Genomic DNA, 24008 nt, shown 5'->3' with positions numbered 1-24008 from the left:
GGCGACTACGCCGGTCACGAGGGAGAGGGCTTCTGGGTCAACACCCTGATGGGGCATTCCTGCCGGATGGATATCTCCACCCCCGATAAGGTGGTCTACTCCTGGATCCTGAACAACGACCTGGGACTCGACACCGACTATGTGGCCTCCGGACTGGCCTGGGTCTTCGAACTCTACGAGCGCGGGGTCATCACCAGGGAGGATACCGATGGTCTGGAGCTCCACTGGGGTGACGGCGACGCCTTCATCGCCATGATGAAGAAGCTGGCGTACCGGGAGGGTATCGGCGATATCCTGGCCGACGGCATGGTGGAGGCGGCCGAACATTTCGGTGACGATGCCCTCTACTACCTGGCCCACATGAATGGGCAGCCTTCCATCGAACCCTTCCGCACCTGCAAGGGATGGGGCCTTGCCGTGGCCACCTCTCCCGTGGCGGGACGCCATCTCCGGGGTTCTTCCATCGGCTCCAACCGCTTCGGTCCCCGGCCGCGGCCCGACTCCATCCCCGTGGATCCACTGAAGTACGAGAACCAGGCCAGGATCACCTACTGGCAGGCCCGCAGCAAGGAGCTTGAGGACAACCTCGGCGTCTGTAACTACGTGGGCACCTGGTCCGGCGGGAACTTCGAGACCATCGGCAACTTCGCCAACTTCATCCGCTACGGCCTCGGCATGGAGATCGGCGAGGAGGATCTGATGGAACACTACGCCAAGGTGGGCCGGAACCTGGAGAAGGCCTTCAATAGCCTTCTGACGGACATGAAACGCGAGGACGACCTGCCGCCCAAACGCTTCCGTACCGAGGAGGTCGCCTCGGGCCCACATAGAGGACGCAAGGCCGACGAGGAAGGCTACAACAGGATGCTCGACGAATTCTACGACTATTGGGGCTGGGACAGGGAGACCGGACTCCAGACGGAGGAGGCACTCGCATCCCTCGGGCTCTCCGATGTGGCCGAACGTCTTGATCGTGTCGGGAAACTGGTGAACAAAAAATAACGGATTCCGTGATATGTGATATATCAGGCTGCTGTGGTACGCTTATCGGGCTTCCTGTAAGGGAAGAACTGGACAGGGTGTCCCGAAATTGGGACCATGGAGGGGGCATGGCGCAGAGGTCGGGGACTGTCCGGGCAATCCACCGATGTAGGAGGGTTACTGGAAATGAAACGAAAGCTACTGGTAGGAATCGTTGCGCTGTGCATGGTGGCAAGCGTTGTGGCGGTCGCCGCGGCATCCACGCCTGTGGTGCTCACCGGAAACGATCTGACGCTGGAGCAGATCGAGAAGGTGGCCGTCGACGGGGCCAGAGTGAAGGTCAGTGATGCGGCGCTGGATCAGGTGAAAGAGAGCTACGACACCGTTCTCCGGGCCGCCGTGCAGGGAACACCGGTCTACGGCCTCACCGTGGGTGTGGGCTGGAACAAGGACCAGCCGGTCTTCAGGAAGAAGGACGGCAAGAAGGTTCTCTCGCCGGAGCTGCTGGAACTGTCCCGCCGGTTCAACATCATCTCCCTCCGGGCCCACTGCGCCGGAACCGGGGCCTATCTGCCCACGCCCGTTGTCCGGGCCACCATGGTGGTGCGTCTGAACCAGTACCTCACCGGCATCCCCGGCGTGCAGCCCGAGCTGATCGGCTACTACAGTGACTATCTCAACAAGGGGATCACCCCTCTTGTGCCCTCCAAGGGCAGTGTCGGCCAGGCCGATATCACGCTGAGTTCCCACATCGGTCTCGCCATGGTGGGCGAATGGAAGGTCCGGTACGACGGGAAGGTGCAGCACAGCAAAACGGTGATGGAGCAGCTCGGCATGGAACCCTTCGTCCCGGTGGGCAAGGACTTCCTCTCCATCCTGAGCACCAACGCTCTGGCACTGGGCCAGGCGGCGCTGGCCGTCCGGGAGGCCGGACACTATCTCGATGTCTCCTATCCCGTCTTCGGCGTGGCCCTGGAGGGCTACAACGGGAACGTGGCCCCCTTCACCGAGGAGGCCTCCGAGATCCGGCCCTTCAAGGGCTTCGTGGAGGCGGCCGGGAAACTCAGGAAGACCCTGGAGGGCTCCTATCTCTGGAAGTCCAGCCAGACCAGGGCGCTGCAGGATCCCCTCTCCTACCGCTCCATGGCCTATACCCTCGGCAATGTGGAGGTCGCTCTGGACAGGGCCGAGGAGGCGCTGACCCTGGCGGTGAACCACACCGACGACAACCCCGCCGTCCTGAGCGACGCACAGAAGGGCGCCGACCGCTCCCCCCAGACGGCCAACTACTTCTTCGGCGAGAAGGGCGCCATCTTCCCCACCTCGAACTTCGAGATGCTCCCGGTGCTGCGGGAGATCGGCGGGTTGAAACTGGCCCTGGCCAAGATGTCCAACCGTCTGGTCATGCAGACCATCCGTCTTGAGGATCCCAAGTTCACCCATCTCTCCCGGTTCCTCTCGGCGCCGGACAATCCGGGGCATGCCTTCGGCGCTATCCAGAAGCCTCTGGCTGCCATGAATACGGAGAACAACCTCTACGCCATCCCCACCCAGCTCGGCGCCACCGCGCTGGCCGGGAACATCGAGGACACGGCGGGCTGTTCGCTCATCGGCATCCGCAACCTGGAGAAGATCGTCGACAACCTCTACGACATCTCCTCGCTCCAGATGCTGCACACCACCCAGGCGGTGGACCTCCGCAAGGACAAGATGGGCGGGGCAATCAGCATGTCTCCGTCGACGGAAAAGCTCTACGAGGCCTACAGGGGAGACGTGCCCTTCGTGAAGCAGGATCGTCCGTACACCGAGGACATCCGGAAGGGTGCGGAACTCCTGCGCTGCTATCCGGACTGTCAGTAGGAACAACGGCGAACGGTGGGATCTGCGATGCAGCAGGTTCCACCGTTTTCTCCCGTTTTTCCCGGGCGCCGCGCAGATATGCGCGGTGGGAGGCGAAAGGGGCGGATTCCCGACGATTGCAGAGAGAGGAGTTCCCGAGGAGCAACATGGAGCGCTGTGTGGAGTGGGGCAGAGAGAGCATCTGCCGGGGAAAATCGAGAGGAGGATTACGTGAGTTATGTTGAATGTCTTTAGCGGTATCGCTGTCGCATTCCTTGCCTTTTATATCGTCATGGGCCTCTACGCGGGCCGCAAAACCCATACCGTGGCCGACCACTACGTGATGAGCCGGAGCGCGCCGGCCTTTATGATCACCGGAACGCTCATCGCGTCGAACCTCAGCAGTGTCACCTTCACCGCCTTTACAGGTGCGGCGGTGTCGGGGAGTGCCTTCGCCATGGTCTTCCAGTTCGGGGCTTCCGCGACGGGCAGCCTCGTTCTGGGGCTCTATATGGCCAAGTACTTCTACCGGATGGAGCTGCTCACCATCCCGGATTTCTTCCGGAAGCGCTACCCGAGCCAGGGGGTGCAGCTCATGGCGTCGCTGATTGTCCTGGTCTCCATGACCGCCTACATGATCGCCGTCATCATCGGTACGGTGGCCGTGGGGCAGACGATCTTCGGATGGACCGAAAGCACCACCCTGCTGACGGTACTGGGCGGCATCACCCTCTTTACCTTTGTCGGCGGGATGCGTTCCGTCGTGGTCACCGACACCATCATGTTCCTTGTCTTTCTGCTTGCGGCGCTGGTGATCGGTCCGGCGATCTTCTACAACCTCGGCGGGATCGGTGAAGCCATCCAGCAGGCCGCCGCGAAGATGCCCGAGATCTTTACCTGGTCGGGAAGCGCCAAGGGTGTTGCGGGGATCATGCGCGTCGTCGAGATGAACGTGCTCTCCTTCCTGATCGTGCTCGGTGCTCCTCACCTGATCAGCCGGATCAATATCGCCAAGAGCGAAAGGGAATTCTCCAAGGCCATGATCTATCTCGGCGTGACGCTTCCCTTTCTCGTGATCGGACTGATCTACAGCTTTTCCTACTTCCCGCTCCTGGGTGTCGACGTGAAGCCGGTGCAGGCCTACCCCTACGTTGCCAGGAATCTCGTTCCGCCGATCATCGGCGCCATCGGTCTCTCCGGCGTGATCGCGGCGGCCATCTCCACGGCCACATCGCTCTTCCAGCAGGCCGCGGCCACCTTGAGCGCCGATATCGTCAAGGAGTACTTCATGAAGGAGATCACCGACAAGAAGCTCCTGCTGGTCTCCCGCATGAGTGTCATTGTCATCGGACTGCTTGTCTATCTCGGAGCGAGCATGCCCGCCCTCAGTTCGGCGGCGGTGCTCTACGCCTTTCTCTTCGCTACCGCCGCCTTCGGTGCCTGGCTGCCCGCTCTCTATCTGGGCGTGCTCTGGAAACGCGCCACCAAGTCCGGTGCCTTCTGGTCCATGTGCATCGCCCTGCCGGCGATCATCATCGTGGCGCTGGGACGGAAGATGGGCTTCCTCCCCGCCTGGCTGCCGTCAAACATTGTCGGGGTGACGATCTCGACATCCATCATGGTGATCGTCTCGCTGATGACCACGCCCTCGGAAGAAGAGAAGCGGGTCCATGAGACGATCCATTCGGCGCAGTACCTCAAGTAGGTAGGGAAGGAGAGAGAACAATGGAAAAGAACCGCAATGTAGGTCTGTGGTGTGCCCTGGCCAGTACGGCGATCTTCGCCTTCCTGATCTTCGGTTTCATCATGAAGATGCCCGTGAAGGTAGACACGCTGATTCTGTTCAGCTGGCCGATTCTCCCCGGTATCATCGGCTCTCTGATTTTCTTTTTCAGGGATAGAGCCGGTCACTGGGATCAGGAACAGGCAGGAAACGAATAAGCCTTATTACGTAGACAAACGGAAACGGTAAAGGAGGAGCGCGGATGTCCGTCAGGGAGTACAGCGTGGTAGGAAAGCGACAGAAAAAGATCGAGGCCTTTCAGAAGGCTACAGGGAGGATGCGGTACTGTGGCGACCTCTCTGCCCCCGGCATGCTGCACTGTGGTATTCTCAGGAGCCCTCACGCCAACGCCATGGTACGGCGGGTCGACAGGAGCAGAGCGCTGGAGGTCCCTGGCGTGGTGGACATCATCACCCACGAGGATGTGCCCAAGATACTCAGCATGCACCAGTTCCTGCACGTGCCGGAGATTATGTACTATGACAGCTATATCCTGGAACGGCATGTGCGCCATGTGGGCGACCGGGTCGCCGCCGTGGCCGCCGAAACCCCCGAGGCGGTGGAGGAAGCGCTTCGTTTGATCGACGTGGACTACGAGGTGCTCCCCGCAGCGGTGGACATGGACGACGCCATGGCCCCAGAGGCCCCGCAGATCCACGAGGAGGCCAAAAAGGGCGACAAGCCGGTGGAGTTGAGGGGGAATATCTTCGACGAGGTCCACGTGGACATCGGCGATGTGGAGCAGGGCTTTGGGGAGGCCGATCTGGTGATCGAACGGACCTACGGAACCTCCAAGCCCAACCCCGCCCCCATGGAACGCACCGCTGTCCTCTGTGTGCCGGGCCCCGACGGGAAGCTGGATGTCTGGGGGACCACCCAGGGGATCCACGCCATGCGGATGAACATGGGCAACACCCTCGGCGTGCCGGTGAGCAAGATCAACTGCCACCGCGTCTTCCTCGGCGGGGCCTTCGGGGCCCACATCCACACCGGATTCATCGAAAACATCTGCGCCCTCCTTGCCCTCCGTACCGGGAAGCCGGTGCGGGGGGAGAAAACCCGTGAAGAGATGTTCCTCTCCTGCGGTCGGCACCCCATGAAGGTCACCCTGAAGGCGGGGTTCAAACGGGACGGCACCCTGCTGGCCCTCCATTCGGACACCACCGACGACACCGGCTCCTACGCCTTCAGCGGGAGCTCCAAGATGATGCTGACCGCAGGATTCACGCTCTCCATGTACAGGTGCGAAAACCTCCGGATGACCGGTCGCTCCGTCTACACCAACACACCGCCGCTCACCGCCATGCGGGGCGCCGGGAATCCGCAGGCCTCCTGGGCGGTGGAGTCGCTGATGGACGAGGTGGCCGAGACACTGCAGATCGACCCCATCGAGCTTCGGTTGCACAACAACCTCGGTGTGGGGGATCTCTTCTACGGCCAGGGGCCGGCGGTGATCTCCACCATCCGGAGCTGCGGCACCGAAGAGCTCCTCCGGGAGGGAGCAAAGCGTATCGGATGGCACGACAGAGGGAACAACAGAATCCCCTATCCGGACAGGCCGTGGATACGTCGGGGCATCGGCATGGCCCGCGGTTTCCATACCTCCGGATGCGGTTCGGAGAAACCCAACGAATTTATCATTGATTTCAGCGGCGCCTTTATCAAGATGAACGAAGACGGTACGGCCCAGATCATGAACTCCGCCGCCGACTGCGGCGGCGGAAACCTGAGCACCCACGCCTCCCTGGTTGCCGAGATCATCGGACTGGACTACGAGGATGTGATCGTCAACGACGGCGACACCGACACCACACCCTTCGACGGCGTGACCCACGCCAGCAGGGGGCTCTACGGCTCGGGTCAGCCTGTAGCGCGCTGTGCCGAGCAGATCAGACAGCAGCTCCTCGAATGGGGGGCGAGGCACTTCCAGTGCGGTCCCGAGGATGTGGAGATCTCCGGAAGCCGTATCTATCCCTTCCGGGAGCCTGACCGCTCCATGAGTGTCGCCCAGGTGGTGGCCCACGGACAGGCGCGCGGGTGGGGCAATGTGACGGCCCATTCGGCGATCCGTCCCCAGGCTTGCCCGCCCCACTTTGTGGTGATCTTCCTGGAGGTCGAGGTGGACACCCTGACCGGGAAGGTCCAGGTGACCCGGGCATTTAGCGGTGCCGATGTCGGGACGGTCATCAACAGGAACAATGTGGAAGGCCAGATCGCGGGGGGATTGCACATGGGGCTCGGCTACGGCCTTATGGAAGACACCCTTTTCGACCGGGAGACCGGCAGACCTCTGAACGCCAACCTCGCCGACTACAAGATGCTGACCTCCCTGGATATGCCCGATGTGGAGATGTACATCGCCGACACCTACGAGCCCACAGGACCGCTCGGGTCGAAGGGGATCGGCGAAGGGGTGACCAACCCGGTGGCACCGGCGGTGGGCAGCGCCATCTACGATGCCTGCGGCGTGCGCATCCGGGATCTGCCCTGCAGCCCCGAGAAGATCCGCACCGCCATCCGGCAGGCCGGTGGATCCCGATAGATCTGAGGAACGAAAAAACGCAAGGGAGGCCTTCTGTTGAAACCCTTTGACTATAGAGAACCAGCCACAGTGAACGAGACATGGTCGCTCCTCGAGCAGTATGGAGCGGACGCCTGCCTGCTGGCGGGCGGAACGGATCTCGTGGTCCGGATGAAAAAGGGCGTCTCGGCGCCTCGATATCTTGTCAACATCAAAAACCTTTCCGGATTGCAGGGGATACGAAGGGAGGCAGGGGCGTTGCATCTCGGACCGGCAGTGAGGCTGGCCGATCTCGCCGCTGCCCCGGAGGTCTGCGACGCCGCCCCCGTGCTTGCCGAGGCGGTCCTCACCATCGGGACACCACAGGTGCGCAACCTCGGCACCATCGGTGGTAACCTCTGCAACGCCTCGCCCTGCGCCGACTCGGCACCGGCCCTTCTGGTGCTGGATGCCGAGGTGGAGATCACCGGCCCCGGAGGGGTGCGGACACTGCCGCTGCACGACTTCTTCACCGGACCGGGGGCGACCTGCCTGGAACAGGGCGAACTGCTCACCGACATTGTGGTTCCCCTTCCCGAAGAGGAGAGCCCGCAGATCTATCTGAAACAGGGTCCCCGCAAGTCGGGTGATATCTCGGTGGTGGGCGTGGCCGCTCTGCTGACCCTTGATGGAGAGGGCGTCTGCAGGAAGGCGCGTATCGCTCTGGGATCCGTGGCGCCTGTACCCCTGCGCATCAGGGAAGCCGAAGAGCTGTTGGAGGGCATCCGCCCCGACAGCGCCGCGGTGGACCGGGTTGAGCGGGCTGTGCAGGCCGCGGTCCGGCCGATCAGCGATGTCCGGGGGTCCGAAGCGTACCGCCGCGATGTGGCGGGGACGCTGACATCCCGTGCCCTGAGCACGCTCATGGGCGCCTGAGGAGGAGAGGGCATGCAGGAAAAACAGATTCGCTTTATACTGAACAAGGCCGAAGCCGAACGCACCGTTCCCGTCCACTGGACCCTCGGTCGGCTCCTCCGGGACGAACTGGGGCTGACCGGCACCAAGGAGGCCTGCGGCGAGGGGGAGTGCGGCAGCTGCACGGTGATCGTGGACGGCAGGAACGTGAACTCCTGTCTGATGATGGCCGTCGACGCCGACGGATGCGAGATCACCACCATAGAGGGGCTTGAACAGAACGGGGAGCTGCACCCGCTGCAGCAGGCCTTTATCGAGCACGGAGCGATCCAGTGCGGCTTCTGTACACCGGGGATGATCCTCTCGGCCAAGGTTCTGCTGGACGGCACGCCCCGCCCCACGCGCCCGCAGATCCGCGAGGCGCTCTCCGGCAACCTCTGCCGCTGCACAGGCTACGACAAGATCTTCGACGCCATCGAGAGCGTCGCCGCAGGGGAATACGGCCGGGAGAACGGGTAGCCTCGCAGGCCTGTTCCGTGCTGCTGTTGACGGGGAGAGACGGGAATGAACGCCAAACGGAGCGGGGAGCATGTCATGAAGATGGTCTCCATTATGGAGATCCTCATGGCCACAGAACGGGACATCGGTGTCCGGGAGATCGCCGAACGGTGCGGTTCCTCCAAGAGTACCATCCACCGGATCCTCGTTATCCTGAAAAAGCGGGGCTGGGTGTACCAGGACGAGGAGACCGGCAACTACCGCATTGGTGTGCGCTTTCTGACCCTGGCCGATGAGTGGCGCAGGGGTTTGCAGCTTGTACGGAGCGGTTCGCCGGTGATGCTGGAGCTTGTAGAGCGGCTCCAGCAGACCACCCTGTTGAGCATGATTAGCGGGGAGAGCGCCGTCTGTCTCCACAAGTGCGAATCCCCGAACGCCCTCAAGATGGTGGCCAGGGTCGGCAAGCAGACGCCGCTGACCGCAGCGGCCACGGGGAAGGTGCTGCTGGCCTTCGCCCCCGAGGCATTCCGCCGGCGGGTGCTCTCCCGCCCGTTGGTCTCCTATACGCCGGCGACGATCACCGATCCGGAGTGTCTCCGGGAGGAACTGAAGGAGATCGGCCTGCACGGCTATGCGGTCAGTGTGGAGGAGGTGGACCCCGGCGCCGGTTCCATAGCGGTTCCTGTCCACCTTCCCGACAGCGAATATCCGGCGGCATTGACCATCGCCGGTCCCCGTTTTGACTACGAAGGCCGGGAACGGCTCGACGCGCTGGTGCCGGTTGTCCTGGAGGCCGGCGAGTGTATCGCGTCGCGGCTGCCCGGGAAGGGAGAGGATCCCGGCGGGAACCGCTCGCCAGGTATGCGGAAATGAGCGAAAGGAACGAGGTATCTATGCAGGTTGAGCTGCGTATCGATCATGTAGATGTTGTGACCGAGGGAGGCGTCTTCCCGGGCGCTGTTGCGGTTGACAACGGGAGGGTTGTCGCCATCGGCAAGACCGGCACCCTGCCCGAAGCGGAGACGACGGTCGATGGTCAAGGTCTGTGTCTCCTCCCCGGCGGCGTGGACCCTCACGTACACATCCGCTACCCCGGTGGCGCCCACCGCGAGACCTTTGCAACCGGTACGGCGGCCGCCGCAGCCGGTGGTGTCGCCACAGTGGTGGAGCATCCCATCTCCACACCGCCGCAGTATTCCGTGGAGATCCTGATGAACCGTGTCGAAGCCGTGCGGGAGCAGGCCCGGGTGGATGTGGCCTTCCTCGGCGCCGCCGGCGGGGAGACCCTGGAACACATTCCCCGGATCGCCCGACAGGGTATTGTAGGGTACAAGACCTTTCTCCACGAGGCGCCGGAGGGACGGGACAAGGAGTTCGTGGGCCTGACCAGCAAGGACAACCACGACCTTCGGAATGTCCTGCAGCAGATCGGGCGGACGGGACTGCCCGCAGCCGCCCACGGCGAGGACAATGCCATTGTCGCCGGGAATATCGCCGCCTTCCGGAAGGCCGGGGCGACGACGCCCATGGATCACGCCCGCTCCCGGCCGCCCATCGTGGAGGTGCTGGCGGTACAGCGGCTGATCAGCCTGGCCAGGGAAGCCGGTGCGCCCCTCTATCTGGTGCATATCTCCACGCCCGAGGCGGTGGAGATGGCCGCCCGCGCCCGGCGGAAAGGGCAGGAGATCACCATCGAGACCTGCCCCCACTATCTCTACCTCACCGAGGAGGCTCTCGAGGAGCACGGTGCCTACGCCAAGTGCAACCCCGCGCTGCGCGATGCCGAAACGGTGGAGCGCCTCTGGAGGTACGTGGAAGACGGCACCATCGACTCCATCGGCAGCGACCATGCTCCCTACACCGTGGAAGAGAAGGAGCGGGGCGGCGGGGATATCTTTGTTCCCCCCGCCGGGTTCCCGGGGTTGGAGACGCGACTGCCGCTGCTGCTGGACGCCGTCCACAGACGGAGGATCTCATTGCAACGGGCGGTTGAGCTGCTCAGCACGAATCCGGCCAGGGCCTACGGGCTCTATCCGCGGAAAGGGGCCATCCGTGTCGGAGCCGACGCCGATTTCGTACTGGTCAATCCCGGGGAGTCCTCCGTCGTGGAGCGTGCGTCCATGCACACCATGGCGCGGGATGTCGCCAAAGTCTACGAAGGATGGCGGCTCTATGGAAGGGTGCACACCACCTTTGTGCGCGGTAGACAGGTGTTTGGTGATGGGGTGGTGACAGGTGAACCGGGCTACGGAACCTGGGTCGCCGCTGAAAGGCATGCCCGGCAGACGGAGGAGGGAACCCGCCAATGACATCCATCAATCGAGAGCGATTTCTGGAGAGACTCTACAGACAGGGAGAGATAGGCTGGCGCGAAGGGGAGGGCCTCTTCCGGGCGGCCTACTCGGGGGTCTATAACGAGGCTCGGGATTATATCGAGAAGGCCATGCGGGAGGCGGGGCTGACCACACGGACCGACGCGGTGGGGAACCTCTTCGGCAGGCTCGAGGGGAGCGACCCGGAATCCCCGGCGCTTCTGGTGGGTTCCCATCTGGACGCCGTCAAGGCCGGTGGGATCTATGACGGTCCGCTGGGGATCGTCGCCGGCATTGAAGCCCTCCAGTGTATCGGCGAAAGCGGGGTCGCGCATCGTCATCCCTGCGAGGTTGTGGCCTTCACGGCGGAGGAGGGAGGCCCCCTGGGCGGCACCTTCGGGAGCCGTGTCTTCGCAGGTCAGCTGCCGACATCCCCTGCAGCGGAGGCGCTCGACAGTTGTGGCCTTTCCCCTGACGACCTCAACCGGGCGAAGGCCGACCTGAGTCGCTACGCCGCATATCTGGAGCTGCATATCGAGCAGGGGCCGGTGCTCTGGAGGAAGGGCATCCCCATCGGCATCCCCACCGGTATCGTGGGCATTACCCGTTACCGCACCACCATCACGGGTGAGCAGAACCACGCGGGCACCACACCCATGGGGGAGCGGCAGGATGCCCTCTACGAGGCCGTGGAGCTTCTCCACCAGTGGCTCTCCGCCATGCGCGAACGCGACGACTGTGTCTGTAATGTGGGAACCTTCAATCTGGAACCCGGGTTTGTCAGTATCGTCCCGGGGAGGGTCTCCTTTGACCTGGAAGTTCGGTCCCTCGATGCCGCTGTCACCGAAGAGACGGTGGAGCATTTCAAGCGTCTCGCCGGAGAGCTGCCGCATTGCACCGCCGAGACGGATCGCCTGGTGGCGAAACCCCCGGTGCATCTCGATGACCGGATGCAGGATGCTGTCGAGACGGCGAGCCGAAACTGCGGCTACGCCTCGCTCCGGATGCCCAGCGGCGCCTCCCACGATGCCAGTCCCATCGCCCAGGTACTGCCTGCGGGGATGGTCTTTGTGCCCAGCGTGGGCGGCGTGAGCCACGCCAGGGAGGAGCACACCGAGGCAGAGGGTCTGGTGCACGGCGCCGAGGTGGTGCTGGGCTCCCTGCTGGAGATGGACCGTCTATTCGGATAACCCGCCCTGTTCCGGCCGCCCTGTCGAAGGGCGGTCATCCATTTCGCCGATCCGCCGCACAATGCGTTCCTCCAGGAGGCCGAACCGGGCCCTGACGATTTCGAGGTCGCGGGGATGCAGATGCTCCCAGTGCATCCCCGCCGCAACCACCACAATGCAGTCCAGCGCGGCGGCGAGATGTTCCGCCGTCTCTTTGGCGGGGAGGTCCTCTTTGTGTCCCATAACAGAGATGACAGAAGAGGAGGCGCTGGTCACGGCGGGGTCATGGAGGCTCGGCCGCGGCTGGCCGATGGCGACAGCGCCGATATGGGGGCGGTCGCCCCCGTAGATTGTGATATTCCAGTCCTTGCCGGCCCGGACCACCCGGGCGGTCAGATCGAGCCGTTCTTCCCCCGTCCGGACGGTAAAACAGCGTGATGCCTTCTCCATGTCCACCGCGGCACCTCCTCTCGATGCTTTGTCACTGAAAGAAAGGCTATGGAGCCACCCCCTCGGGGACCGAGCGCTTTCTCATGGCGGGTGGCGGACTATGCTACGGGAAAGGAGTGATCCATCTCCCATGGAACAGAGCTTGCGTGCTGCACTGAATCAGCTGGAGGAACAGGGGGCGGTCCACGTTGTGGATCGGCCTGTGGAGCTTCGATACGAGCTCGGTGCGGTGCTCTCCGAGAAGCGGCGGGGGCCGGCGCTCTATTTCAGCAATGTCGCCGGTGCGACCATGCCCGTTGTGGGAAATCTCTTCACCACGCGGGCGAGGCTCGCGCGCCTGCTGGGGGCCGATACGCCGGCCGAACTGCAACGACGATGTATCGCGGGGATTACCTCCGGCAGGGCGGCGGAGGTCGTTGCCTCCGGGCCCGTGCAGGCATGCCGAATGGAGCCCCCCATCGGCCTGAAAGAGCGTCTGCCCGTTCCCACCTGGTTCGAACGAGAGGGCGGACCCTACATCACCGCCGGTGTCATTGTGGCAAAGGATCCCGAGACGGGCAAGCGGAATGTCTCCATCGCCCGGTTCAGGGTCGAGGAGGAAGAAGACACCCTGTTGGCGGGCATCTCCCCCTCACATCATCTGAGCCGGCTGATGGAGAAGGCGACGGCCCGGGGGGAATCGCTGCCGCTGGCCATCGTTATCGGCAATCACCCGGCCGTTCTGCTTGCCTCGCAGATGTATGTCGCCCTGGGGCACGACGAGTTCGACATCGCCGGTGCGCTCCTGGGCGAGCCGCTGCGGCTGGTTCCCTGCACAACGGTGGACCTGGAGGTCCCCGCCGAGGCGGAGATCGTTCTGGAGGGGCATCTCCATCCCGGCAACCTGGTGGACGAAGGACCGGTGTCGGAGTTCCACGGCTTCTACGAACACTATGGGCCGGGCCAGCTGGTGAAGGTGACGGCGCTCACCCACAGGCGGGATCCCCTCTATCAGGCGATCCTGCCCGGTTTCGCCCCGGAGCATCTCCTGCTCGGCGGCGAGGCCATCGCCGCGACGACCTGCAGGGCCCTGCAGGAGGTGATCCCCGCCGTTCAGCGTGTGGTGGTCACCGAAGGCGGCATGGGCCGTCTCCACGCCGTCGTCACGCTGCATGCGCCGCGGGCCGGCGAGGCCAGACGGGCCATCGCCCTGGCCATGGGGCATACCAATCTCCTGAAGTTCGTGACGGCCGTGGATGACGACGTGGACCCGGAGAATCCCCTGGAGCTGGAGTGGGCCCTGGCGGCCAGATTCCGGGGAGAGGAGGATCTGCTCGCACTCCCCGGGATGAGGGCCGATCGCTGTGATCCCCAGGAGCGGGCGGGAACGGTGACGAAGATCGGAATGGACTGCACCCTGGCTTCGGATGACCGTTCAACGGCCGGGGGGAACGATCTGGCGGCCCCGCCCCGGGAGATCCTGGAGAAGGTGCGAAAGGAGATCCGCAGCTATTGAGCCGTTCACGAGCTCGATGATCTGAACAGTCGGCAATCGTTGTGGTATATTTTTGGGGCTCCCATAAGGAGAATGGAAGGATCGTGAACCGTCAGGAGAGGGTGATTGATGATGATTCGTTCATGGGGGTTTCTGATGATTGCCGCAGTGCTGCTCCTCTGTGTTGCTGCGACCGGAACCGCGACGGCGCGTACTGCGGCGGAGGGCGGAGGATTGGCCGAGGTTCGGGAACGAGGCGTACTCCGCCATATCGGTATCCCCTACGCGAACTTTGTGACCGGAGCCGGTGACGGCTTTTCCGTCGAGCTCGCCAAGGGCTTTGCCGACTATCTTGGAGTGGACTATTCCTTTGTCCCAGCCACCTGGGGGAGTGTGATCAGCGATCTTGTCGGGCGAAAGGTCCGGCTTGCCGACGGAGAAGTGATTGAAGGCCAGAGGGTGCCGGTTAAGGGCGATATCATCGCCACGGGGTTCACCGTGCTTCCCTGGCGGAAAGAGGTGGTGGCCTATTCCGATCCCACCTTCATCACCCAGGTCTGGCTCATTGCGGACAGCGCACTGCCGGTGAAACCCATTGTCCCCACCGGGAATCTCTCCCGTGACATAGCACTGACCAAGGAGAAGGTGGCGGGGTTATCGGTGCTGGGCGTCAGGAATACCTGTGTCGATCCGGCGCTCTACGGACTGGCCTCCCACGGCGCCGAGATCGTCCATTTCCACGGGAACCTCAACGAGCTCGCCCCGGCGGTGCTCGGCGGGAAAGCCGACGCCACAATTCTTGATGTCCCCGATTCCCTGGTGGCTCTCCAGAAGTGGCCCGGCGATATCAAGATCCTGGGTCCCATCTCGGAACCGCAGCATATGGCCTGCGCTTTCCGGAAAGGGTCGACGGAGCTCCTCAGGGCCTTCAATCGCTATCTGCAGGAGGTCCGGAAAGAGAGGCGCTATGCCGAGTTGGTGGAGAGGTACTATCCTACCGTGCTGGAGTATTTCCCGGAGTTCTTTGCACGTTGAACAGGTCGTATATGGAGAGCCAAACACCGGCAGGCGGCCGCCCGGCCGGGGATGACGGCGGAGTTGTCGTGGAGACCATGCCTGACAGAACGGAACGGCAGTTCTGGAATCGGTCGAATCTTGTGGTTGTTATGGTGACGGTGGCGGTGGTGCTGCTTGCCGGAAGCCTGATTGCCTTCATTGTGCGCTCGGAAAGGGAGCTGCGGAAGGCCTCTGTTGCCCAATGGCGTGGAGAGATCGAAAAAAGGGCCCAGGCGCTGGGATACTACTTCAGCGAGCGGCGCTTTGACCTGCAGGAGCTCGCTCAGTCTCAGGTGTTGCAGAATTTCTTTTCCAATCAGGCGCTGGGGATGAGTATGCAGTACGGGTTACAGGCGAGCCTCGACCAGGTGCTTGCCTATTTCGCCCACTACAGGGAGCACAGGACCTTCGAGGGATCGCCGATCTACGACAAACTGCTCTTTGTCAGGAAAAACGACGCCTTGCAGCTCTACGCGAACGCCGAAATCTCCGGTTTCGAGCGGGGCGTCATCCTGGGTCCCATCCGGATGGGGGCGCTCCAGGCCGGAATCAATCTCAAGAGGGATTCCCGCGGGCAGGTGCACTTTATCGCCTTTTCCCCTGTAGATTTCAAGAACCGACAGGTGGGATGGGTGGCCGCCTTTCTCAAAACGGCCACATTTTTCCGCTCCTTTGTGGAGATTGCCGAAGGGATGCAGCCGAGTGCGCTCATCCTGGCCAGGGGAAGGAGCTATTTCTTCCGCCCGTCCTATATCCCGGAGGAGCCGCTGCTGCCGCTGAGCGAAGACAATCCTGCAGATGCATCACCCGTGGAATTTTCCCTGCCGCGGGTGGGCGCAGAAAACGGGACCGCTGATCGGATGTCGGATTCCCTCTCCGGCTCGCGGAAGATCCTGGCGCTGGCCACATCCGTTCCCAACAGCGATTTCCGGCTGATCTGGGTCCGCCCGAAGCAGGGACTGTTCAGTTCGTTCCCCAACCGTATGGTGATCCTTGCGATCAGTATCCTCGCCCTGGTGGTGCTCGTGGGGTCGGTCTACGCCTTTCTGATCAATGAGAAAAAGATGCTGCTCCAGATACGGCTTGCCGAGCGCCAGCAACGGGAGGCGGAGCTCCAGGAGGCCAAGGGGCAGGCCGAAGCGGCCAACCGGGCGAAGAGCCGTTTTCTGGCCAATGTCAGCCACGAGATCCGCACACCCATGAACTCTATCATTGGCATGACCGAACTGCTCCACGACACGAGTCTCTCCGGGGAGCAGCGGGAATATGTCGATGTTGTCAGGCAGAGCGGCGATGCATTGCTCGCGTTGATCAACGATCTGCTGGATTTCTCCAAGATCGAGGCGGGGCGGCTTGAACTCGAAAACACCCGGTTCGAGACAGCGGGGCTTCTGGATTCGGTGGACAGCCTGCTCCGCCCCGGAGCGGAGCAGAAGGGACTGCAGCTGACCTGTACCGTGGAAAAGGATGTCCCTCCGTGGCTCGGAGGGGACCCCTACCGCCTCAAGCAGGTGCTGGTCAATCTGGCGGGAAATGCGGTGAAGTTCACCCATTCCGGTGCCGTAGGGGTGCGGCTTGAGCTGCTCGAACACCTGGAAGAGGAGGCGCGGATCCGCTTTTCTGTCACCGATACGGGTATTGGTATCGAGCGGGACAAGCTGGAGGCCATCTTCACCCCCTTCCGGCAGGCAGATGGTTCGGTGACGCGGGAGTACGGGGGCACGGGGCTGGGCCTTGCGGTCTCCAGGCAGCTGGTTTCCCTCATGGGAGGTGCTTTGCAGGTGGAGAGCGAACCCGGCGAAGGCTCGCTCTTCTGGTTTGATCTTGCCCTGCCTGTCCTGCCCGCGCCCCGCGAAGCAGCCGCCGACCGCCGGGAAGAGAGCCCCTTTCTGCCCTGGAGCGACGGGAGTCCCAGGAGGGTGCTTCTGGTGGACGACAACCAGTTCAACCGGAAGCTGGCGCAGAAACTGCTGGAGCGGTGGGCTCTGGAGATCGGTGTCGCCTCCGACGGCCGGGAAGCCCTGGAGAAGCTGGAACGGGAGCACTTCGACGCTGTCCTTATGGATATCCAGATGCCCAGAATGGACGGACTGACGGCGACCCGGGCGCTCCGGAGCCGTGAACAACAGCGGGGAGACAGACACACCACTGTCATCGCCATGACCGCCAACGCCTACGAAGAGGACCGACGCACCTGCCTGAAAGCGGGGATGGACAGCTATATCTCCAAGCCGCTCAAACGGAGAGAGCTCCACGCTCTGCTCTCATCCTTTCTGCAGGAGGGAGCATGAAGGGGTCCCTACGGCAAGGACGGCCCCCTGTCGGGGTTGCCTGGGTTTGGATCCCAGCGGGTGACGTAGCTGTTGGCGATGCCCAGCTGGTCGAGAACCCGGCCGGTGAACTGTTCCACGAACTCCTCCAGTGTCCCGGGTTTTCCGTAGAATCCGGGCAGAGGCGGCATGATCAGCGCCCCCATACGGCTGAGACGGAGCATATGTTCCAGATGGATCTCGTGGAGCGGTGTTTCCCGAGGGCAGAGGAGGAGGTTCCGCCGTTCTTTCAGCGTCACATCGGCGGCCCGGGTAATCAGATTGTCGGCGAAGCTGGATGCGATCGCCGCGAGGGTTTTCATGCTGCAGGGAAGAACGACCATTCCGTCGTGGGGGTAGGAGCCGCTGGCGGGAGCGGCGGAGAGATCCTCTGCCGCGTGGATGCGGTGGCACAGGTTGGCCACATCGGTCTTTTCCAGACCGGTTTCGTGCTTCAGCGTCCACAATCCCCAGTCGGAGAGGATGACATGGGTTTCCACATCCAGGGAGTGCAGCTGTTCTAGAAGCTTGATGAAAAAACACTGTCCCGAAGCGCCGGTGGAAGCGATGACGATCCGCATACAGACAATCCTCTCTACGGTGTGTCGGGTGGCAGGGAACCGGCGCTCCGCCGGCGGCGGGATGGCGGCCGGCGCCGGGATATCCTGCGACAACCCTGCGGGAGCACTATAGCGCTGGCGGTAAAACAAGGCAAGCAGTGCCGGTGGATCTTATTGTTCAGGGGAGAGAGAAGATGGAACTGAAAGCAGCGATGCGGGAGCACCTTGCCGGGGAGTATGAACTTGACGCCGAGGCGGCGGAGGAGATCTTTGAAGATGCCTGTGAGGGCATGCGCACCGCCCTGGAGGGGGTGGAAAAGGCCTTTGCCGCCCAGGACGGCCCGGCGCTCGCTGGTGCGGCGCACACGCTGAAGAGCAACCTGCGTTACCTCGGGTGTGAAACGCTGGGCCAAGAGGCGCAACAGCTGGAACAGCAGGGTAAAGAGGGGGCATTCGGAGCAATGGATCGCAGCATAGCCGACCTCCGCTCCAAACTGGGCCCGGTGTTGGATCTCTCATGAAGGAACGGGGCGGTCCACGGCTATGATGGATGCGTTCCGGACTGAGGCGCTGCAGGTGCTTGTGGTCGACGATTCGAGTTTCGACAGGAAACTGCTGTGCAAGAAACTGCGGGATTGGCACTATGCGGTCCGGGAGGCCCGTGACGGTGCAGAAGCCGAAGCCATTCTCCAGAGCTATGTTCCCCGGATCGTCATCACCGATCTCTCTATGCCGAAGGTGTGCGGCCGGGAACTGATCAAAAGCATCCGTTCGGGGCGGCTCCAGTATGCCTACATCATCGTGCTCAGCGGTTTTGCCGACAAGAAGAGCATTGCCGAGGCGCTCCGTCTCGGCGCCGACGACTATCTGGTCAAACCCTTCCACCCGGAGGAGCTGCGGACCAGGATGCTGGCCGGGGCCCGGCTCCTCCGGATGCAGAGCCAGGATCTGCTGGTGCTGGCCATGGCCAAGCTCACCGAGTACCGCAGCCGTGAGACGGGCTTCCACCTCGAACGGGTGCAGCACAACACCCAGGCTCTGGCGGAGGAATACGCCCGGGGCCGTCCCGGCAGCCTAAGCCTGGACTGGATCGAGCGGATCGCCTCCCTCTCGGTGCTCCACGATATCGGTAAGGTGGCGATCCCCGATTCGGTGCTCGGGAAGCCCGGGAAGCTCACGGAGAGCGAGTTCGAGGCCATGAAGAACCATACCTCCATCGGCGGTCGTATCCTCGAGGAGATCTACGAGCGGACAGGGTCGCGGGAGCTGGGCATCGCCAGGGATATCGTCACCCACCACCACGAACGCTACGACGGCAGGGGCTATCCCGATGGCCTGGCCGGTGAGGAGATCCCTCTGGCCGCACGGATCGTCTCCCTGGCCGATGTCTACGATGCCCTCAGGAGTTGTCGGGTCTACAAGCCGTCCTTTTCCCACGACGAGGCCTGCCGGATCATCACCGAAGAGCGGGGACGCCAGTTCGATCCGCTTCTGGTGGATGCCTTCCTGAATATCCGTGATGTCTTCGACCACATCCATACCGAGTATGCTGACCACCAGGAGGAATCCCCCGGGGGATAGATCCCTTTTCGTCCGGTTCCCCTTGGAAACACTGGAGATAGACATCAGGGGCTCCCGGCCGGGAGCCCCTGATGTCTAGGGTGGGAATGCGCTCTCTGCCGAACGGGAGGAGGCAACATCGCTTCACGGTGTTCCGTGGGCGGCGTCGGCAGCCGGAAAGAGTATAGCCCTTCCCTGTAACGACAACGTTGCGGTGCGCTTGCGGTCCTGCAAAAGCTCTGTGCCGCGGCGTGCGTTAGAGTGGACTCGCCACCCCCCACTGTTCTGCGTAGCCCCGGAGCAGCCGGACGGTGGCGTCGTCAAGGGGAATGCCCAGTCGGAGCGAATCCTCTCTCGCCTCGGCTTCCTTCTCCCCGTGGATGTAGATCCGGTCTCCTTCCGCGGCGCGTTCGCTGCTGCGGATGTCCGCCAGGATGGCGGCGATGTGTTCCTCGATGGCCTCCTGTTCGCCGAAGAGATCCAGTCTGATGGCGGCGAAGAAATGGGTGATCCCGCTGCCCGGTGCCTGAAAGGTCCGGGCGCTCCAGCGGCCCAGCGAGAGGCCCGAGCAGAGCAGTTCCACCAGCAGACCGAGACCGTAGCCCTTGTGGCCGCCCAGCTCTTCCCCTTCCCCGCCGAGCAGCAGATGCCCCCCACAGGTGGTGCCTTTCTGGAAGAGCCGCTCGATATGGTGGGCGTCGCGGGTTCCCCGGCCGTGTTCGTCCACGGCCCATCCCAGTGGCATCTCCCTGTCCCGCCGGTCGTAGACCTCGATCTTGCCGTGGGCCACCGTGGTGGTGGCCATGTCGAGCAGGAAAGGCAGCGATTTCCCCGTGGGGATCGCCACGGCGATGGGGTTGGTGCCCAGCAGCATCTCCCGGCCGTGGGTGACGATGGCACACCGCCTGGTGTTGGTGAAGGCCATGCCGATCTGGCCTTCCCGGGCCGCTTCTTCCGCCCAGAGACCGGCCATCCCGAAGTGGTTGGAGTTCCGTACCGAGGCGAAGCCCGCCCCGATTTCCTTCGCCTTTGTGATGCAGCTGTCCATGGCGAAGCGTGAGATATGGGAACCGATCCCGTTGTGGCCGTCGATCACCCTGGAGAGAGGGGTTTCGTGGACCACCTCCGGTTCGGCGTCGGGAACGGCGAATCCGCCGTCGATATTGTGCTTGTAGAACTTCAGCCGGGCCACCCCGTGGGAGGGAACACCTCTGGCGTCGGCCTCCACCAGCACCCGGGCCGTCTCGGCGGCCCGATCGCGCGGGTAGCCCATGGCCTCCAGGAGCTTTCCGGTGAACGCCAGGAGCCGGTCGTAGGGAATGAACGTCGGTGTCATCGCTGCAGTCTCCTTTTTTGTTGTTCTTCTATCCTTGCTCGGTGGCCGATTCTCCCGAAAGGACCCTGTCCACCTCGAGTTCCCCTGCCGGTTCACGGCCGAAGACCGTGGTCAGCACAAAGACGGCGAGGCAGATCGGCCATTCGAGATAGACCACGTGGGGGACCACATGGGAGGCCGGGACGAAGGTCCAGACCACCCAGATGGCCACGGAGGCGAAGATGGTCCAGAAGCCGTTGGCGCGCTTGCAGATCCCCGGGAAGAAACGGCGCGACAGGATCAGCAGCGTAAAGGAGGCGGTGATGGCCAGCGCCGTGGTGATGGTCTTGAGGATGCTCACCGAAGTCAGAGCCAGGAAGAGCGTCAGAGCGCTGACTAAAAGGATGCCCAGCCGTGAGATCATGACCTCCCGTCCCTTCCAGCTCGATTCGGGAAGCAGCTTCATGACGATATCTTCCAGGACGAGGGTGGAGCTCCCCATCAAGAGTCCCACCGCTGTTGAGATGTCCGCGGCCCAGAGCGAGGCCAGAAAGATCCCGCCCACCATGGGGCTGATGTGCGCCACCAGCGAGGGCAGCGCCATGGCCGAGTTTTCGAGGCCGGGGAACTCCGCCGCTGCGATGATGCCGAAGAGGGCGCAGAGAAACCCGGCGGGGAGGATAATGATGCCGCCGAGGATGAAGCCCCGCTGTGCGGCCTTTTCATCCTTGGCCGCGAAGGCGATCTGGGAGATGGCCTGCACGGAGAATCCCTGGGTGATCATCACCACCATCCAGGCGGTGATCACGGCGATCCCCACCCCGGTGGTCCAGTCGAACCAGGGGCCTCCCGCCGGGAGCGCGGCCACCACTGCATCCACGCCTCCCGAGGCGCCGAAGGATGCGAAGAGGGCCGCGGCGATCCCGAGGTAGATGACGACCACGTTCACCAGGTTGGCGATGCTGCCCGCCAGATAGCCTCCCGCCAGGGCGATCCCCACAAAGAGCCCCGCCGTGGTGAGCATGCCGCCCTGGAAGCTGAAGATATCGGGGAGGATCGCCGTGAGGATCGCGCCGCCCGCTACGTACTGCAGCGAGGTGATGACCATCATGATGAGCAGCTGCGCCAGCGCGGCGGCGAAGCGGGCCGAGGGGCCGTAGAGGCGTCCCATCATCTCGGAGATGGTGAAGACCCTGGATTTCCGCAGAAATCGTGCCGCCATCAGGCCCACCAGGATCCCCGCCGTTCCCCAGGCCGCGTTGTACCAGCCCGCCGAAAGCCCCTTGGTGTAGGCGTTCTGGGCGACGCCCACCGTGGAGACCCCGCCGATGGCCAGTCCGGCGAGCATCGTCGCCACCATGATCGCCGGGAGATGCCGCCCGGCCAGAAGATACCCCAGGGCCCCTTCGGCCCGTTTCTGCTGGATGCGGGCCGCCATAAGGGAGATCCCCGCCAGTATGAGGATATAGATAATCAAAATGCCTAACTGTACATTCATCGCCAGACTCCTCCTTGCTCTGCTCGACACTGGTTCTCGACATAAAAAAACCGGGCACCCACTCTCTGGGTACCCGTCCCTGGTGCGCTGATGGCACTACCGGTGCGTACCGGACACCGTGGACGGGCATTCGGTCCAATACCAGTAATACCGGAACGCACAGTACGGCACTGCGTTGTCGTTCATCCTCCCACCTCCCCCGTTGGCAGTCTATGGCCGCAGCCGGTATGGGTCAGGTTGTACTGTATTCCTCTGTCCCTGTCAAGAAGGCTACCTTTTGCGCTACCTGTAAAGAGCTTGCCGATACGGTCCCGGGAGAACGCTACCCCTGTTCCAGATACTGCAGCACCGCACGGGCCGGGGCGCCGTCAGCGTCGGCCAGCTTGAGGGGGAGACAGATCAGTCTGTAGGCGCCAGGGACGACATGATCCAGCTGGAGCCCCTCGATGATCCAGATCCCCGCCTCCAGGAGAATGCGGTGGGTTTCCGCGCCGCCGCCTGGATAGTCGCCCACGGAGAGATAATCGATCCCCACGCAGCGCACCCGGCGGGAGGCAAGATACTCCGCTCCGTCCGGAGCGATGGAGACGAAGTCCTCGATAAAGCCCCTGTTCCGTTCCGGCCGCGAGGAATTCCGGGTTTTGAACAGCAGCCGGTCGCCTTGTTGGATATGGTGCCGTTCCAGCTCTTCGGCGTGGATGGCTGCGGGGTCCGTGATCTCCAGGACCCTGGCCGTACCCACCGTCGCCGTGATCGGCATGCTGTCTATGGTGGCGCCGCCTTCGAGAAAGTGGGCCGGCGCGTCCATGTGGGTGCCGGTATGGGCGCTCATGGAAAGCTGTGAGAGATTGGCGAAATCCCCCCTGGCCAGCTCCATGGTGGTCTCCCTCCTGAAGGGCGTGTCGCCGGGCCAGTGTGCCGTCTCGTTGTCGAGGGCTGTGGAGATATCGATAAAGTGCTGTTCCCGCAGGTGTGGCATGTCTCCTCTGCCTCCTCTCGGATGGATGCTTCTCGGATAGGTTCATGATAGAACAAAATGGTTGTTCTGCAAGGCGATGGTTCAGGAGGGCATCTGTCGAACGGGCTCTCTATAGAGGAAGCGCAGACCTCTCAAGGCCTGCGCTTCCTCAGTGCCAAAGGGCACGGGAGGTGGGGCATGGATTGTGCGGGGTGTGTCCGTGTTACTGGCTGTTCTATATCCAGCCTGGGTGTAATATACACCTCAGGGGTATGGATGTCAAGTCATGCATCGTCGCCGATCAGTCCCTTTTGACGGTAGATGGTGTCACAGTAGGTTTTCAGGGAAGGCAGCTTCCGGCGCAGGACGAGCCCGACCAGGACACAGGCGCTTCCCCCCAGGGCGAGTACCGCCGGCGCGCCGATGTGGGAGGCCAGCCACCCGGCGTGGAGGCTGCCCAGGGGTGCCACGCCGAGGAGGGACATGACAAAGAGACTCATCACCCGGCTCCGCTTGTCGTCGTCCACCAATGTCTGGATCAGTGTGTTGCAGCCGGTGAGGACGATGACAAGACTGAACCCCACGGGAACGATCAGGAGCAGCGAGAGGAGGAATATCCTGGAAAGGGCGAAGGCGGCCACGCACCCGCCGAAGGCGATCAGTCCGGCCGCTACGGTCTTGCCAAGCCCCACGGGGCTGTGCCGCAGGGCCAGGAGGACGGAAGCGGCCAGCGCACCGATGCCGCTGGCGCCCATGAGAAAACCCAGGGCCTCCGGTCCGCCCTGGAGGATGTCCTTGGCGAAGACCGGCAGAAGAACCAGGTAGGGGAGC

21 protein-coding genes are annotated in these 24008 nt (G+C 63.1%); 15 read left to right on the top strand and 6 right to left on the bottom strand.

What is annotated here, in order from left to right; all coding sequences use genetic code 11:
• From K9L28_06135 to K9L28_06090, 10 genes are all read left to right on the top strand, one after another.
• Nucleotides 1–1002, top strand: a 1002-nt coding sequence (locus K9L28_06135) for an aldehyde ferredoxin oxidoreductase C-terminal domain-containing protein (GenBank protein MCF7935897.1), incomplete at its 5' end; no start/stop codon positions are given.
• 165 nt (nucleotides 1003–1167) lie between these two features.
• Nucleotides 1168–2841, top strand: coding sequence for an aromatic amino acid lyase (locus K9L28_06130; protein MCF7935896.1), 1674 nt, complete (start codon nucleotides 1168–1170; stop codon nucleotides 2839–2841).
• A 217-nt stretch (nucleotides 2842–3058) separates the two neighbouring features.
• A complete protein-coding gene (locus K9L28_06125; protein MCF7935895.1) occupies nucleotides 3059–4525 on the top strand; it encodes a sodium:solute symporter family protein in 1467 nt (488 codons plus the stop codon).
• 20 nt (nucleotides 4526–4545) lie between these two features.
• The gene (locus K9L28_06120; GenBank protein MCF7935894.1) at nucleotides 4546–4761 is read left to right on the top strand and encodes a hypothetical protein; all 216 of its coding nucleotides are present in this window, start codon (nucleotides 4546–4548) and stop codon (nucleotides 4759–4761) included.
• Nucleotides 4762–4805: 44 nt separating this feature from the next.
• Nucleotides 4806–7145 carry a xanthine dehydrogenase family protein molybdopterin-binding subunit gene (locus K9L28_06115; GenBank protein MCF7935893.1) on the top strand — a complete coding sequence of 780 codons (2340 nt, stop codon included), beginning with the start codon at nucleotides 4806–4808 and terminating at the stop codon, nucleotides 7143–7145.
• Between the two features lie 36 nt (nucleotides 7146–7181).
• Nucleotides 7182–8039 (top strand): xanthine dehydrogenase family protein subunit M, encoded by an 858-nt coding sequence (locus K9L28_06110; GenBank protein MCF7935892.1) that lies wholly within the window; start codon nucleotides 7182–7184, stop codon nucleotides 8037–8039.
• Between the two features lie 12 nt (nucleotides 8040–8051).
• Nucleotides 8052–8537, top strand: coding sequence for a (2Fe-2S)-binding protein (locus K9L28_06105; GenBank protein ID MCF7935891.1), 486 nt, complete (start codon nucleotides 8052–8054; stop codon nucleotides 8535–8537).
• 45 nt (nucleotides 8538–8582) lie between these two features.
• A complete protein-coding gene (locus K9L28_06100; protein ID MCF7935890.1) occupies nucleotides 8583–9389 on the top strand; it encodes an IclR family transcriptional regulator in 807 nt (268 codons plus the stop codon).
• Nucleotides 9390–9409: 20 nt separating this feature from the next.
• Nucleotides 9410–10825 (top strand): allantoinase AllB, encoded by a 1416-nt coding sequence (gene allB, locus K9L28_06095; GenBank protein ID MCF7935889.1) that lies wholly within the window; start codon nucleotides 9410–9412, stop codon nucleotides 10823–10825.
• Entirely contained in the window at nucleotides 10822–12018 is a 1197-nt protein-coding gene (locus K9L28_06090; protein ID MCF7935888.1) for a M20 family metallo-hydrolase, read from the top strand. The genes allB and K9L28_06090 overlap by 4 nt, the downstream gene beginning before the upstream one ends.
• Here K9L28_06090 and K9L28_06085 read toward each other — a convergent pair.
• Nucleotides 12007–12453, bottom strand: a complete 447-nt coding sequence (locus tag K9L28_06085) for a hypothetical protein (protein ID MCF7935887.1) — start codon at nucleotides 12451–12453, stop codon at nucleotides 12007–12009. The two genes, K9L28_06090 and K9L28_06085, sit on opposite strands and share 12 nt — an antisense overlap.
• Before the next feature lie 124 nt (nucleotides 12454–12577).
• On the opposite strand from K9L28_06085, the gene K9L28_06080 reads away from it, so the two are divergent.
• The 3 genes from K9L28_06080 to K9L28_06070 all read left to right on the top strand — a co-directional run bounded on the left by K9L28_06080 (nucleotide 12578) and on the right by K9L28_06070 (nucleotide 17268).
• Nucleotides 12578–13942, top strand: coding sequence for a UbiD family decarboxylase (locus K9L28_06080; protein MCF7935886.1), 1365 nt, complete (start codon nucleotides 12578–12580; stop codon nucleotides 13940–13942).
• Between the two features lie 108 nt (nucleotides 13943–14050).
• Complete coding sequence (locus K9L28_06075) at nucleotides 14051–14956, top strand: transporter substrate-binding domain-containing protein (GenBank protein ID MCF7935885.1); 906 nt, start codon at nucleotides 14051–14053, stop codon at nucleotides 14954–14956.
• Between the two features lie 77 nt (nucleotides 14957–15033).
• Nucleotides 15034–17268, top strand: coding sequence for a response regulator (locus K9L28_06070; GenBank protein MCF7935884.1), 2235 nt, complete (start codon nucleotides 15034–15036; stop codon nucleotides 17266–17268).
• A gap of 8 nt (nucleotides 17269–17276) precedes the next feature.
• Here K9L28_06070 and K9L28_06065 read toward each other — a convergent pair whose 3' ends face one another.
• Nucleotides 17277–17867, bottom strand: coding sequence for a UbiX family flavin prenyltransferase (locus K9L28_06065; GenBank protein ID MCF7935883.1), 591 nt, complete (start codon nucleotides 17865–17867; stop codon nucleotides 17277–17279).
• Nucleotides 17868–18040: 173 nt separating this feature from the next.
• Between K9L28_06065 and K9L28_06060 the strand changes: the two genes are divergently transcribed.
• Together K9L28_06060 and K9L28_06055 are read left to right on the top strand one after the other, a co-directional pair.
• Complete coding sequence (locus K9L28_06060; protein MCF7935882.1) at nucleotides 18041–18367, top strand: Hpt domain-containing protein; 327 nt, start codon at nucleotides 18041–18043, stop codon at nucleotides 18365–18367.
• Between the two features lie 22 nt (nucleotides 18368–18389).
• Nucleotides 18390–19427, top strand: a complete 1038-nt coding sequence (locus tag K9L28_06055; protein ID MCF7935881.1) for a response regulator — start codon at nucleotides 18390–18392, stop codon at nucleotides 19425–19427.
• 235 nt (nucleotides 19428–19662) lie between these two features.
• Here the strand turns inward: K9L28_06055 and K9L28_06050 are convergent, their stop codons facing one another.
• From K9L28_06050 to K9L28_06035, 4 genes are all read right to left on the bottom strand, one after another.
• The gene (locus tag K9L28_06050; protein MCF7935880.1) at nucleotides 19663–20742 is read right to left on the bottom strand and encodes an Ldh family oxidoreductase; all 1080 of its coding nucleotides are present in this window, start codon (nucleotides 20740–20742) and stop codon (nucleotides 19663–19665) included.
• A 28-nt stretch (nucleotides 20743–20770) separates the two neighbouring features.
• Nucleotides 20771–22219 carry a sodium:solute symporter family protein gene (locus tag K9L28_06045; GenBank protein ID MCF7935879.1) on the bottom strand — a complete coding sequence of 483 codons (1449 nt, stop codon included), beginning with the start codon at nucleotides 22217–22219 and terminating at the stop codon, nucleotides 20771–20773.
• 322 nt (nucleotides 22220–22541) lie between these two features.
• Nucleotides 22542–23198: a cyclase family protein gene (locus K9L28_06040; protein MCF7935878.1), complete on the bottom strand. Its 657-nt coding sequence runs from the start codon at nucleotides 23196–23198 to the stop codon at nucleotides 22542–22544.
• Between the two features lie 263 nt (nucleotides 23199–23461).
• A partial coding sequence (locus K9L28_06035; GenBank protein ID MCF7935877.1) for an MFS transporter occupies nucleotides 23462–24008 on the bottom strand: 547 nt, incomplete at its 5' end.

The organism is Synergistales bacterium, from assembly GCA_021736445.1.
In the GTDB taxonomy this organism is placed as follows: Bacteria; Synergistota; Synergistia; order Synergistales; family Aminiphilaceae; genus JAIPGA01.
Note: the sequence above shows the minus strand (reverse complement) of the source record. Positions and strands in the feature narration are given on the sequence as shown.

Bases quoted from the DNA above. Each gene is read 5' to 3' on its own strand.
- K9L28_06130 (MCF7935896.1), top strand. From the start codon at position 1,168: ATGAAACGAAAGCTACTGGTAGGAATCGTTGCGCTGTGCATGGTGGCA.
- K9L28_06125 (MCF7935895.1), top strand. From the start codon at position 3,059: ATGTTGAATGTCTTTAGCGGTATCGCTGTCGCATTCCTTGCCTTTTAT.
- K9L28_06120 (MCF7935894.1), top strand. From the start codon at position 4,546: ATGGAAAAGAACCGCAATGTAGGTCTGTGGTGTGCCCTGGCCAGTACG.
- K9L28_06115 (MCF7935893.1), top strand. From the start codon at position 4,806: ATGTCCGTCAGGGAGTACAGCGTGGTAGGAAAGCGACAGAAAAAGATC.
- K9L28_06105 (MCF7935891.1), top strand. From the start codon at position 8,052: ATGCAGGAAAAACAGATTCGCTTTATACTGAACAAGGCCGAAGCCGAA.
- K9L28_06100 (MCF7935890.1), top strand. From the start codon at position 8,583: ATGAACGCCAAACGGAGCGGGGAGCATGTCATGAAGATGGTCTCCATT.
- allB (MCF7935889.1), top strand. From the start codon at position 9,410: ATGCAGGTTGAGCTGCGTATCGATCATGTAGATGTTGTGACCGAGGGA.
- K9L28_06090 (MCF7935888.1), top strand. From the start codon at position 10,822: ATGACATCCATCAATCGAGAGCGATTTCTGGAGAGACTCTACAGACAG.
- K9L28_06080 (MCF7935886.1), top strand. From the start codon at position 12,578: ATGGAACAGAGCTTGCGTGCTGCACTGAATCAGCTGGAGGAACAGGGG.
- K9L28_06075 (MCF7935885.1), top strand. From the start codon at position 14,051: ATGATGATTCGTTCATGGGGGTTTCTGATGATTGCCGCAGTGCTGCTC.
- K9L28_06070 (MCF7935884.1), top strand. From the start codon at position 15,034: ATGCCTGACAGAACGGAACGGCAGTTCTGGAATCGGTCGAATCTTGTG.
- K9L28_06065 (MCF7935883.1), bottom strand. From the start codon at position 17,867: ATGCGGATCGTCATCGCTTCCACCGGCGCTTCGGGACAGTGTTTTTTC.
- K9L28_06060 (MCF7935882.1), top strand. From the start codon at position 18,041: ATGGAACTGAAAGCAGCGATGCGGGAGCACCTTGCCGGGGAGTATGAA.
- K9L28_06055 (MCF7935881.1), top strand. From the start codon at position 18,390: ATGATGGATGCGTTCCGGACTGAGGCGCTGCAGGTGCTTGTGGTCGAC.
- K9L28_06050 (MCF7935880.1), bottom strand. From the start codon at position 20,742: ATGACACCGACGTTCATTCCCTACGACCGGCTCCTGGCGTTCACCGGA.
- K9L28_06045 (MCF7935879.1), bottom strand. From the start codon at position 22,219: ATGAATGTACAGTTAGGCATTTTGATTATCTATATCCTCATACTGGCG.
- K9L28_06040 (MCF7935878.1), bottom strand. From the start codon at position 23,198: ATGCCACACCTGCGGGAACAGCACTTTATCGATATCTCCACAGCCCTC.